Annotated in this window: 11 protein-coding genes; 4 read left to right on the top strand and 7 right to left on the bottom strand. The window is 60.4% G+C overall.

Going from position 1 to position 12,390, the window contains the following annotated elements:
* Positions 1-408, bottom strand: coding sequence for a response regulator (locus tag ACE3TY_RS10300; RefSeq protein WP_374652941.1), 408 nt, complete (start codon positions 406-408; stop codon positions 1-3).
* A gap of 213 nt (positions 409-621) precedes the next feature.
* Here ACE3TY_RS10300 and ACE3TY_RS10295 point away from each other — a divergent pair, with 213 nt between their 5' ends.
* Positions 622-1,899, top strand: coding sequence for a DNA polymerase IV (locus ACE3TY_RS10295; protein ID WP_374652940.1), 1,278 nt, complete (start codon positions 622-624; stop codon positions 1,897-1,899).
* 3 nt (positions 1,900-1,902) lie between these two features.
* On the opposite strand, the gene ACE3TY_RS10290 is transcribed toward ACE3TY_RS10295, so the two are convergent.
* Positions 1,903-2,709: an EipB family protein gene (locus ACE3TY_RS10290; protein WP_374652939.1), complete on the bottom strand. Its 807-nt coding sequence runs from the start codon at positions 2,707-2,709 to the stop codon at positions 1,903-1,905.
* A 136-nt stretch (positions 2,710-2,845) separates the two neighbouring features.
* Between ACE3TY_RS10290 and ACE3TY_RS10285 the strand changes: the two genes are divergently transcribed.
* Positions 2,846-3,811 carry a 2-hydroxyacid dehydrogenase gene (locus tag ACE3TY_RS10285; protein WP_374652938.1) on the top strand — a complete coding sequence of 322 codons (966 nt, stop codon included), beginning with the start codon at positions 2,846-2,848 and terminating at the stop codon, positions 3,809-3,811.
* A 10-nt stretch (positions 3,812-3,821) separates the two neighbouring features.
* On the opposite strand, the gene ACE3TY_RS10280 is transcribed toward ACE3TY_RS10285, so the two are convergent.
* Positions 3,822-5,327 carry a Ppx/GppA family phosphatase gene (locus tag ACE3TY_RS10280; protein WP_374652937.1) on the bottom strand — a complete coding sequence of 502 codons (1,506 nt, stop codon included), beginning with the start codon at positions 5,325-5,327 and terminating at the stop codon, positions 3,822-3,824.
* 3 nt (positions 5,328-5,330) lie between these two features.
* A complete protein-coding gene (locus ACE3TY_RS10275; RefSeq protein ID WP_374652936.1) occupies positions 5,331-7,487 on the bottom strand; it encodes an RNA degradosome polyphosphate kinase in 2,157 nt (718 codons plus the stop codon).
* A 157-nt stretch (positions 7,488-7,644) separates the two neighbouring features.
* Here ACE3TY_RS10275 and ACE3TY_RS10270 point away from each other — a divergent pair, with 157 nt between their 5' ends.
* Positions 7,645-8,169: a histidine phosphatase family protein gene (locus ACE3TY_RS10270; RefSeq protein ID WP_374652935.1), complete on the top strand. Its 525-nt coding sequence runs from the start codon at positions 7,645-7,647 to the stop codon at positions 8,167-8,169.
* On the opposite strand, the gene ACE3TY_RS10265 is transcribed toward ACE3TY_RS10270, so the two are convergent.
* Entirely contained in the window at positions 8,166-9,740 is a 1,575-nt protein-coding gene (locus tag ACE3TY_RS10265) for a CHAD domain-containing protein (protein ID WP_374652934.1), read from the bottom strand. The two genes, ACE3TY_RS10270 and ACE3TY_RS10265, sit on opposite strands and share 4 nt — an antisense overlap.
* Before the next feature lie 194 nt (positions 9,741-9,934).
* On the opposite strand from ACE3TY_RS10265, the gene ACE3TY_RS10260 reads away from it, so the two are divergent.
* A complete protein-coding gene (locus tag ACE3TY_RS10260; protein WP_374652933.1) occupies positions 9,935-10,372 on the top strand; it encodes a cytochrome c in 438 nt (145 codons plus the stop codon).
* Positions 10,373-10,426: 54 nt separating this feature from the next.
* On the opposite strand, the gene ACE3TY_RS10255 is transcribed toward ACE3TY_RS10260, so the two are convergent.
* Entirely contained in the window at positions 10,427-11,326 is a 900-nt protein-coding gene (locus ACE3TY_RS10255; RefSeq protein ID WP_374652932.1) for a cytochrome c, read from the bottom strand.
* A 60-nt stretch (positions 11,327-11,386) separates the two neighbouring features.
* Positions 11,387-12,283 carry a LysR family transcriptional regulator gene (locus tag ACE3TY_RS10250; protein WP_374652931.1) on the bottom strand — a complete coding sequence of 299 codons (897 nt, stop codon included), beginning with the start codon at positions 12,281-12,283 and terminating at the stop codon, positions 11,387-11,389.
* Between the last annotated feature and the right edge of the window lie 107 nt (positions 12,284-12,390).

Genomic DNA, 12,390 nt, shown 5'->3' with positions numbered 1-12,390 from the left:
CTATTGCAGGAAGCGGTCGACGGTTTCCAGGAACTGGACGACGGAAATCGGCTTGGCGATGTACGCCTCGCAGCCACCCTCGCGTATCTTCTCTTCATCGCCCTTCATGGCGAACGCGGTGACGGCTATGATCGGGATCGCACGCAGATTGTCATCTTCCTTGATCCATTTGGTCACTTCGAGTCCGGAAACTTCCGGCAGCTGAATGTCCATCAGGATCAGGTCCGGCTTGTGCTGGCGGGCCAGCTTAAGCGCGTCCATTCCATCCTTGGTCTGCAGGATGTTATAGCCCTGCGCCTGAATGAGGTCGTGGAAAAGCTTCATATTCAATTCGTTGTCTTCGACGATCAGAATCGTCTTCGACGCTGCCTTCTTGCGCTTTTCTTCGGACGAAAGCTGGTCTGCCATAAATCCTCCCACCGGCCCAGACACCGGCACCCCCACACACCGACTCCATAGGATCGGCATAAATGTCACTCGACCCTATTCCCACCGAGTTTTCAATGCCATATTAGTAAATGTTCGACGAAAATTCCAAGGTGAATCCGATCGCCGTTAATATTAACGGCGGCTGATTTGGAGCCTATCGTGGCTGGCCTTTGTCGCGAATGTGAAGCAATTTTGCCCGATCCCGGCCTTCAAGGCGGGAAAACCCCGGACGTAACGGGTCCGAAAGGGGCATCGCGGCGCTGCCCGCACTGTCATTCGCCACGGGTCATCAACCATTCCGAACTCGACAGCCTGAACATCGGCCATGTCGATTGTGACGCTTTCTATGCCGCCGTGGAAAAGCGCGACCGACCGGAACTACGCGACCAGCCATTGATCGTCGGAGGCGGCCACCGCGGTGTCGTTTCGACAGCTTGCTATATCGCGCGGCTGAGCGGTGTCCGATCCGCCATGCCGATGTTCACGGCTCGGAAACTGTGCCCCGATGCCGTCGTTCTGCCACCGGATATGACCAAATACCGGCGCGTCGCCGAAGAAATCCGCAAGCTGATGAATGCGCTAACACCGTTGGTTGAGCCGATCTCCATCGACGAGGCATTTCTTGATCTCACCGGCACTGCGACACTTCATAAAATGAGCCCGGCGCAATCCCTCAACCGTCTTGCCAAGCGGGTCGAAGCGGAAATCGGCGTCACCGTTTCCGTGGGCCTCAGCCACAACAAGTTCCTCGCCAAACTTGCGTCCGACCTCGATAAGCCGCGCGGTTTCTCGGTCATCGGCAAGGCCGAGACCTTGGCTTTCCTCGCCAGCAAACCGGTCGGCATGATCTGGGGAGTAGGCAAGGTCATGCGCGAGCAGTTGGCCAAGGACGGCATCGTCACGATGGCCCAGATACAGGAGATGGCCCAAGAGAATCTGATGCGCCAATACGGGCAGATGGGCTCGCATATCTGGCACCTCTCCCGCGGCCTCGACAACCGGCGGGTCGAACCGGACAGCGCCGCCAAAAGCATCTCCGCCGAAACCACCTTCGATACCGATATATCCGATGTCGATATCCTGGCGGCGGAGCTTTGGCCGCTATGTGAAAAAGTCGCCTATCGCCTGAAAGCGGCCGGCATCGCGGGTCAGGTGGTCCACCTGAAGCTCAAGACCGCGGGATTTCGGCTGGTCACCCGGCAATTGCGTTTGCCGGCTCCTTCGCAACTGGCGGAAACTCTCTATCGCGCCGGCTTGAACCTGCTGCAGAAGGAAACGGCCGGCGATTGGTATCGGCTTATCGGTATCGGCGTGGATTCGCTCCTCGGCGCCGAGGATGCCGATCCGATCGATCTTGCAGATCCGGATGCGGATCGCCGGCGGCGGGTCGAAGAGGCGATGGACAGCGTGCGCGCCAAGCTCGGCAAGGATGCCATCGTCAAGGGTCGCAGCCTGAAGTCATTGAAGTAACCCTCAGCAGCCCTCCGGCTGTAGCGGCGTCAGCTCGTCAATCGTGGCGTGGACCTTCAGATCCCCCAAGGAAAAGGTCAGGCTGCCCACGACACCGTTACTGTAGAGGCGCATGCTCTGTTCAGTATCCGGCACTCCTTCCGGCGATCCGCTCATATAAAAGGCCAGGGCGGCCGGGAACGAGCGCACGCCTTTCAATGCGGGCAGCTCCTTTGTCTTTGGCATCCAATTCAGATCACCTGGCCCCAAGGCAGCACCCACCTCGACCGCCTCATTGCCGATAGACCCGTCAAACAGGTTGGCCAGAACGTAGCTTTCGCCGGCAGCATCTCCGCTGATCAGCGCCAAGGTATGCTGCACGGGAAACAAGGTCCCCGTGGGTAGCGTGAACTCTGCTTGTTCGGGCAGGTCGGCCACCACTTCCACGGCACCGTCCGGCATGTCGCGCCGGGCCTCGCCGCGGCGGCGCGACGTTTCGCGACTATCCGACATATCCCGCGTGAAATAGCGATAGCGCTTGCCGTCCTTTGACTCCCAGCTGACCTGACTCCAGCCCAGCCGATGAAGCTCTCCATCCTCGCCGGCCAGCGCGATCTCGGCCTTGAGGTCCATCGCCCAACCGTCGCATACGTCCTTGATCTCGAAAGTCATCAGCCCGTTTCCGCCGCTCAGCGTCCCGCTATTGCCCAGGTCGAGGATATAGACCACGCGGTGAGGCAGCAGGTCGCCCCAGGCCGGCGCCCCGGCTGCAAGCACCGTTGCCAGAAAGGCGGCCGACCCGAGGAAATTGCGCCAAATCGACAAAAACATCGCCCTTTCTTGTCGTTCACAAGGCAGTTGCAGCCGTTCTGGGCAAGTATGGCACGCCGCCACTTTGCATGATAGACGGCACAATCGATCGCCCCGGAACCGCCGGGCGCGGTCCAAGTCTTTTAGGGGAAGTTCGATGACCGCCCGGCCGAAATTGCTTGTCACCCGCCGCCTGCCCGACGACGTCACCAAGCGCGTCTCGGCCCACTACGAAGCCGAACTCAACCTCGATGACCATGTCATGTCGGCCGACGAGTTGCTGACCCGTGCCCAGGGCAAGGACGCCTTGCTGGTGACGCCGGTCGACAAGATCACGCCGGAACTGGCGGAAAAGTTGCCCGTATCGGTCAAGATGATCGCCACCTTCTCCGTCGGCTTCGAACATATCAACGTTCCGGCGCTCAAAGCCCGGGGCATCAAAGCCTCGAACACGCCGGATGTCCTCACCGATGCGACCGCCGACATCGCCCTCCTCCTGATGCTGGGTGCCGCCCGCCGCGCCTATGAAGGCGAGCGCGCCGTGCGCGACGGCACTTGGAAATCGTGGTCGACGGTCTACATGCTGGGTGTTCATGCGACCGGCAAGCGCCTCGGCATCTTCGGCATGGGTCGCATCGGCCAGGCGGTCGCCAAGCGCGCCCGCGCCTTCGACATGACGATTCACTATTACAACCGCAGCCGCCTGGCACCGGAGCTGGAACAAGGCGCCATCTATCACAAGACCGCCGAGGAGATGCTGCCGCATTGCGACTTTCTATCGATCAATGCACCGGGTGGTCCCGAGACGCAGCACTGGCTCAATGCCGAGCGGGTTGGCCTGATGCCGGACGGCGCCATCGTCGTGAACACGGCTCGGGGTGGGCTGGTCGATGACACGGCCCTCATCGCGGCATTGAAGTCCGGCAAGCTTTTTGCCGCCGGCCTCGACGTGTTCGAGAACGAACCCAACCTCAACCCGGCCTATCGTGACCTCTCGAACGTGTTCCTGCTGCCTCATCTTGGCAGCGCCACGATCGAGACGCGCAATGCCATGGGCTTCAAGGCGCTCGACAATCTCGACGCCTTCTTCGCCGGCAGACCGCTGATCGATCAGATCGCCTAGCGCATCCCCGCTAGACGATCGCCACCGGCATTCCGAAGGCGCGCCCGACAGCGTCCAGGCGTCGCTGTATCGCCTCGCCAAACAGCGCGCCGCCGTCCTTTGGTAGATGCAGTTCGAGCCGATCGTTGCGTTTCTCGATCGATGTCAGGCCCAGCATGTGTTCGGTGCCGGCGCTCAGCGCATATGCCAGGCGCAGGGCCGCACCAGCCCGTGCGGCAAAGGACCTGTCGCCGTCTTCAAGCAAGCCCGCCAGACTTTGCGCATAGGGTGCATCCTGGCTGCCGCCATAGCGCGCGGCAATAATGAGCGCCAGCACGACCCGTTCAGGGTGTGCAATGCCGGCCACCGGCAGGCGCAGGACGCGCAGGAAGGCATGCTCGGCCCGGTAATCCGGATGCTCGCGCCAGGCGATGTCTGAAAGCAAACACGCGGCCTCGCGCAAGCGTGCCCTCGCTTTTCCCTCGGATCGGAACAAGGGTGCCAGCCAATCGTCGAGCAAGTCGCTGACCGAACCGAAGCGTCCGTCGGCGCCGCCCATTTCCGCACAGCCGACGAGCAGCGGGTCGCCTTGCTGGGCGGCGGTATCGAGCGTGCTGAACAGATAACCCTCGCGCAGTCCGTAAGCGGAATAAAGAACGCACTCCGGCTTTACCGCCTTGATCAGGCGCTCCAGGACGAGCGCGCCGAGCGGCAGCGTCTCCAAACGCCGCCGCGACATGCCGACAATATTCGTCAGCGACTTCTTCCCCAGATGCGCCAGGACATTGGCCAGTTCCTCGCTCTGGCGCCGCGTCATCCGATATTCATGAATGACATGAAGTGGATAATGCGTCTGTTCCATGTGAATGCGGGCCAGCGAGCGCCAGGTACCGCCGACGGGATAGAGAATCTTGCCTTTCACTTCCGAGAGCCAAGGCAATTTCTCCAGCTGCCGGTCGATCAGACGCTGCGCGTCGTCGAGATTGCCATTGGTCGCTTCCACCAGGCGCAACGGGCCGAGCGGAAGCGTCACATGCTCGCGGATTTCGCCGGCTTGCAGGCGCACCAATTCCAGACTGCCGCCACCCAGATCGCCCATCAAGCCGTCGGCGTCCGGAATGCCCGACAGAACGCCCATTGCCGACAGCTTCGCTTCGTCCTCACCGGTGACGATCTGCACCTTGCGCCCGGTCTGCTTCTCGATCTGAGTCGCAAAGGCCTTCCCGTCCTTGGCGTCGCGCACGGCGGCGGTCGCCAGCAAGGCAATGCTGTCCACACCCATCGCTTCCGCCATGTTGACGAACCGGCGGATATTGACGAGCGCCGCCTGCGTCCCATCCGGATTGAGCAGGCCGTGACGCTCCAGGCCCTTGCCCAGGCCAGGCTGCGCCTTCTCGTTGAATACCGGCACCGGGCAACGGGAGCGTTTGTCGAAGACGACCAGGCGCAAGGAGTTCGAGCCGATATCGATCACTGCGACACGCCCGGACTTGGTCGCCCGGGCGGTAGCAGCGGCCTTGCGGAGAGATGCGGTCACGTCTTAAGCCTTCGGCAAATCCAGTTTCGAAATCTTCTTCTGCTTCTTCAAGGCAGATCCGCGGCCGGACAGGCTCGGGTTGGTCATGAAGTAAGTGTGGGCGCTGAAGCCGACAACCCCTTCCGCCGGCTCCAGCCGGTGATAGACACCATCCGAATCCAGCTCCCAACTTTGCAGATTGTCCTTGAGATTTGCCATCATGATCTGGTCGAGGACTTGTTGATGCACGGTCGGGTTTTCGATCGGCACCATGATTTCCAGGCGGCGGTCCATATTGCGCGGCATCCAGTCGGCCGAAGAGATAAATAGCTTGGCATGGCGAGACGGCAGCGCGTGGCCGTTGCCGAAGCAGATGATGCGCGAATGTTCCAGGAAGCGGCCGATGATGCTTTTTACGCGAATATTCTCCGATAACCCTTTGACGCCGGGCCGCAGGCAGCAGATGCCGCGGATAATGAGCATGATTTTCACGCCGGCTTGGCTGGCCCGGTAGAGTGCATCAATAAGTCCGCTATCGACCAGCGAGTTAAGCTTCACCCAGACCGCGCCCGCCCGCCCCGCTTTCACATGCTCGATCTCGTCGTCGATCAGTTTCAGGATCGTCGTACGCAGCGTGCTCGGTGCAAAAGCGATCTTCTCGGTCGATTGCGGCCGCGCATAGCCGGTCATGTAGTTGAAGAGCCGCGCTCCGTCATGGCAGAGCCCCGGATCGCTGGTGAAATAGCTGAGGTCCGTATATATCTTTGCCGTGATCGGGTGATAGTTGCCGGTGCCGAAATGCACGTAGGTCTTGAGCCCGCCACCTTCGCGGCGCATGACCATCGATACTTTGGCATGTGTCTTCAGGGCTACGAATCCATAGACAACCTGAACACCGGCTCGTTCCAGATCCCGCGCCCAGCGGATATTGGCCGCCTCGTCGAAGCGCGCTTTGAGTTCGACCAGCGCCGTCACCGATTTTCCAGCTTCCGCCGCCTCGATCAGCGCTTTGACAATGGGGCTGTCGTCGCTGGTGCGATACAGCGTCTGCTTGATGGCGACGACGTTGGGATCGCGCGCCGCCTGCAGAATAAACTGCACGACGACGTCGAAGCTCTCATAGGGATGGTGAACGACGATGTCCTTGGTGCGGATAGCGGCAAAGCAGTCGCCGCCCATCTCGCGGATCCGTTCCGGAAAGCGTGGATTGAACGTCTGGAACTTGAGATCGGGCCGGTCGCCGATGATGAGCTGCGACGTGGCGGCAAGGCCGATCAATCCATCCAGGACGAAGACGTCCTCACGATCGACATCGAGCTCGTCGATAACGAAGGACAGCAGATCCTCGGGCATTTCGGCATTCACTTTGAGGCGGATCACCATGCCGCGGCGGCGGCGCTTCAATGCCGTCTCGTAATGCCTGACCAGATCTTCGGCCTCTTCCAATACTTCGATTTCGCTGTCGCGGATCAGGCGGAAATAGCCCTTGCTGATGACCTCGAAGCCAGGAAACAGCCGATCGAGATAGAGACCCACGACCGATTCCAAGGTCAGGAACCGGGCGTTATAGGGGTCGCGGCCAGGCAGGCGCACGAAACGCGGCAGCAGATTGGGCAGCATGATCAGCGCCCGCATCGGTTTGCCGTCGCTTTGCTGGCGCAATTCCAGCACCACCGAGAAACCGAGGTTTGGGATGAAGGGGAACGGATGCGCCGGGTCCACGGCCATCGGCGTCAGCACCGGAAATATCTGGTCCATGAAATGGCCGTCGAGCCATTCCATTTCGGCGCCCGTCACTTCGGATGGCTCGATCACGGCGATGCCGTTCTCGCGCAATTCCTCGCGCAAGGACCGCCAATGAGTCTGCTGCGCACGCATCAGCTCGCCGGAACGCTGGTTGATGGCGGCCAGCTGCTGTGTGGCCGTCAGGCCATCGGCCGAGATGACATTGACATTCGCCCGCTCCTGCCCGCGCAGGCCGGCGACGCGAACCATGTAGAATTCGTCGAGGTTGTTCGCCGAGATGGAGACGAAACGCACGCGCTCCAGGAGCGGATGCGTCTTGTTCCCGGCTTCCTGCAGCACGCGCTCGTTGAAGGCAAGCCAGGAAAGCTCACGGTTGATGAAGCGGTTCAAGGCATCCGGCTGGTATTTCGATTCAACCAATTGTGCATCGTCCACGGGCAGCTTCCTATACTTGTCCGTTCAAACTCCACCCCCCATCTCGCTAGCAGGCAAAACCGCTGCTGGCGAAAGATGGCCATGTCCCATAAAGTATAGAACACTCGCATGGTGGTGGGTATTCCTTATAAATCAATTACTTCAATTTGATGACAGAATGAAGACACTGATCCTCATGCGCCACGCAAAATCCGCTTGGGATGCCGGCGATATATCCGACCACGACCGCCCATTATCCGACCGCGGGCGTGCTGCGACACCCTCCATTGGCAAGTGGCTGCGCAGCCATAGGATCAAGCCGGACATGGTGCTTTGTTCGACCGCCAAACGCGCCGGCGAGACCTTGAGACTGACGCGCCCCTTCCTGCCGGACGCCGTTCCCGTCCAGATGAAGGATGGGCTCTACATGGCCTTGCCGAGGGAAATTCTGGCGCTGATTGCGAAGGTCAAGGAGCCTGACGTCAATGTGTTGATGATCATCGGCCACAATCCGGGAATCGGCAGCCTCGCCCACTGGCTGGCCGGCCAGGGTGACGCCAAGAGCCTGTCGCGCATGCAGGAGAAATTCCCTACCGGTGCCGTGGCTGTAATCGATTTCGATATTTCTTCCTGGAGCGAACTCGATGGCGAACAGGGGAGCTTGCGCGCCTTCATGGCGCCCAAGGATCTGCCGAACCCCTAATCCTCGCCCCAGAATTTCTTTTGCGCGCGGAAAGCTTTCCAGGTCGATTGGAACCCAGCCAGATCGCTGGCGATGCGGTGCGACTGCCACCCCAGCACCACGCCATGCAGAGCACTGGTATCCTGGGCCGAAAGCCCTCTCTCCTTGCTCAACCGCTCGATCAATTCGACCAGCAAGTGGCGTCCGACGACCGCATCGTTGAGCGAGCCGAGATGATCCTGGATGTGACCGAGGTGCAGCAGGTATTTTTCGACCCGCTTGCCACGATAGAGCGAGGCAAAAGCCTGCGCGCCATATCGCATTTTTTTTACAAGCAAACGCAGCCGATGCAGTTCCGGTTCCGACAATTGGGCATGATCCCCGCCGAGCTTGACCAATCTCTTATGCGCCTTGCCAAGCCAGATATCGGCAAAATCGTGGACTGGCAGGCCGAGTGCGCCTTGCGCGCCGTCGCTGCGCCCGCGCCAGCCGTCCGTCAGTAACTGACGGTAGATTTGCAACAGCATCACGGCATATCGAGGATTCTCAAGCGCAAGATGAGCCCGCCGCCTGGCTTCGTGGCGTGCCGATTCCGCAATCTCTACCAGCGCACCGATCGGCATCTGTCCCTGCAGGCGGGCTTGCATCGGCAGCAGCGTATCAGCAAGCAGCACGTCGAGATCGCGCGCTGGCCCGAACTGACGCTGCAGCCAGCGCAGATCGATCGACATGACCGCGTGTGCGCCATCGTCGATCAACTGCCGGAATGCGCCAATGCCGGCGCGGAAACGCCGGATAGCAACGCGGAACTGATGTATCGCCTCGGCGTCTTCGGATTGCTCGATGGCAGCTTCGTTCGCTCGCAATTGCACCAGGCAGTTGCGTACAAGCGCGCTGAAAGCGTCTCCGGCGCTGCCTTTGCGCGACAGCAGCAACGGTTCCGCCCGCACCGGAATCGCCTGGGTTCCGTTGATGAGCGCGTAACCGCGCTCCGCCTTCGTGCTTATGCCCAGCCGTCCGGGAACGTCTTCGGCAAGGCGTTCCGCGCAGATGAACAGATCCGCCGGCTCCCCGCTTTTTAGCTCCAGTTCGATCTCTGCGATCGGCACCCGGGCAGCGCGGGCGCCGATCTCGCCGAGATCCAGCGCCACCTCGATTTTGCTGCCGCCACGCTCGATCAGCCATGATGCGCGCTCAAAACGCGTTGTAAAGACCGGCCGCACCCTTTCGACGATGCCTTCCTTCTCCAGCCGTTTCCTCAGCTTTGCATCGGTAACGGCGCTCAAAGTGGGGCGCGTTCCCTTGATTTCGGATTCGACTTCCAGAAACGATTGCAGGCCGTCTACCGTCTCTCCGGGTGCCTTTAGCGTCTGGATGCGGCGGTTGCCATTGCGACGGACACGTAGCGCCATGCCATGCCGCTTCAGCCATTCGTCCGGCGTGTCGAAGTAAGTGGTTTCCAGATCGTGGTGAATTGCCGCCTTAGCCGCGCCGATCAACCGGCGCAGTGCAGCCGGCCTCATTTTGGCGCCACCTTCGGGTAACACCAGCTTCAGTTCGATTTCCCGGTTCGTCATGGTCCCCAACCGCATCCGGCGCGATCCTAATCAGCCCAACCGGGGATAAGAAATGACGGTTTGATGACAATTTAAGCATTTCAAGTCAAAAAACTTCGGCAACTTCACAACTTCGTGAGCCTACCCCATTCCAGTTCGTCAGGGTGCGGCAAATCGGCATACTCTCCCCTCCATATAGCCAACACTCTGATATCGGAGGAAAAAGCCAAATGCGCATGAAACTGCTCGTCGGCGCGGCGGTGCTCGCCGTTGCTCTTGGAAGCGCCATCACGCAGGTCGCGGCGGATACCCCCCGCCAGGAGGCGATGAAGGAAATGGGCAAAAATATGAAGACAATCAAAGAGATCGTGAGCGCCGGCGGCCCCGCCGCCGATGTTGCCGGCCCGGCGCAGAAAATTGCTGAAATCGCCGCCAAGATTCCCGGCCTGTTCCCGCAGGGCTCCGATATGCCGGACGATGAGGCAAAAACCGATATCTGGCAGAACTGGGACGATTTCACCACCAAGGCCAAGGCGCTGCAGGATGAAGCCGCCATGCTGGCTTCCGCTGCCGGCGGCGGGGACATTGCGACGGTCGGGGCGCAGTTCGAAAAGGTGGGCGGTTCGTGCGGTTCCTGCCACAAGGCCTATCGCGAACAGAAAAACTGAACCGATCGCCAGGTCCGGAGGAAACGGCGGCCTCTTCCCCGGGGCTGCCGTTTTCTATTTGAGGCTACCCAGATACTCGGCGATCGCGTGGATATCGGCATCCGGCAACTTGGCAATGTTCAGCTGCACCTCAGCCATGCCGCCCTTGGATAGGTCGCTATAGAAACCTTCTTCGCCTTCCTTGAGCGCTGCTGCCAGTTCCTCGATATCCTTGTATTTCTTGCGGCCGATCAGGTCGCGCAAGGATGGTACGACACCACGGCCTTCGGGGTGCGGGCCGCCGGCAAAAGCCTGCGCCTGATCCATCGCCATGAATGCGTTCCTGGGTGTGTGGCATTCGGCGCAATGTCCCGGACCGTTCACCAGATAGGCTCCGCGGTTCCAGCCTTGCGACCGCGCCGGATCCGCTTCCTTCGGCGGCAGGACGGCAAGAATCTTCCACAGGCCAATTCCCCTGCGCACCAGCCATGAAAAAGGAATGTCATCTTCCTTGCGGGTGGAAGCTACCGCGGGAAGCGTCATCAGATAAGCTCGGATGTCGATTACATCCTCAACCTTCATATGGCCGTAGGAGATGTAGGGAAAGGCGGGGATGAGGTGCTGACCATCGGGGGCGACGCCATGCTGAACCGCATCGACAAAGGCCGCGTCGCTCCAGGCGCCGATTCCTGTGGCGGCATCGGGCGTGATGTTCGGCGGATAAAGGGTTCCGATCGGCGTGACCAGTGCCGCTCCACCTGACGGCAAGGACATGTCCGCGCCGCTTTCCTTGGCCGGGCGATGGCAGGAGATGCAACCGCCGATGTGATAAAGAATCTCTCCGTTCGCCGCATTGGCGCTGTGCGCCGGCAGGCTTGCGCTGTTCGTGTGACGCGGGGTGGAAAGCCAGAAAAGTCCCCCGGCGGCAATTGCACCGATCAGAACGATCAAACCGGCAAGCCTGTTCATCGTCATCCTATTGGCTGCCTGCGCACTGAAGGTTTGCAGTTTGGCATCGATCCGTCCAGCGCACCGTCACAGGTCCGTTCCCGCCCAAGGTTCGCGCTTGGCAAAATGTTCGGCCATCAGATCGACAAAGACCCGAACCTTGGGCGACAGATGGCGATTCTGCGGATAGACGACATGAAGCGATACGGCGTCGGTGGGGTAATCCTTGAGCAGTCTTAGCACCTTCCCCTTGGCCAGCTGTTGTTCGATCGAAAAAATCGGCAACAAGGCAATGCCCAGTCCGGCCAGAAGGGGTTCCATCAGCAGCATGCCGTGATTGCTTTGGATCGAGCCGGAGACACGCACGAGTTTTCGTCCCTGCGGTGTACGGAACGCCCAATCGTATGGAGACGGCGATTGTGTGTAGATCAGGCAATTGTGCTGCTTGAGGTCTTCCGGGCGCTTCGGCTCCCCATGCTTCTTCAAATATTTCGGTGCCGCGCAGACATAGCGCGGGATGGTGCAAAGCCGTCTTGCGATCAGGCTTGAATCGGGCAGTGCCGTGCGGATGCGGATCGCCGCATCGAATCCCTCTTCGATCAGATCGATGAAGCGGTCGCTTGCCTCGATGCTGAGGCGCAGCTTGGGAAAGCGTGTCGCCAGCTCATTGATTGTGGCCGCCAGCTGCGTCAGGCTGAAGGCGTTGGGTACGCTGAGGCGCAGCGAGCCGGTCGGCTCGGCCTGTAGATGCCTGACCTCGGCCTCGGCGGCCTCGAATTCATCGAGGAGGCGGACCGATCGCTCGAAATAAGCGTGCCCCGCTTCCGTCACCGAAAGCCGCCGCGTCGTACGATGGATGAGGGTGGCGCCCAGATGCGCTTCCAGCTCGCCGATCTGCTTGGAGACCGCCGCCTTGCTGAGATTTAGGCCGCGCGCGGCAGCGGTGAAACTGCCCAGCTCCACCACGCGGCGGAATGTTCGCATGGCTGCCAATTGATCCATGACGTGACCGATTGTTATCGAAAAGTGAACGATCTTATCACAAGGCGCTTAATTGTCGCCAAGCCTCATTGCGCCCAACATGATGGAAC

Source organism: Dongia sp. (assembly GCF_041918875.1).
Taxonomy (GTDB): domain Bacteria; phylum Pseudomonadota; class Alphaproteobacteria; order Dongiales; family Dongiaceae; genus Dongia.
The sequence above is the reverse complement of the archived record's forward strand: the minus strand, read 5'-3'. Positions and strand labels throughout refer to the sequence as shown.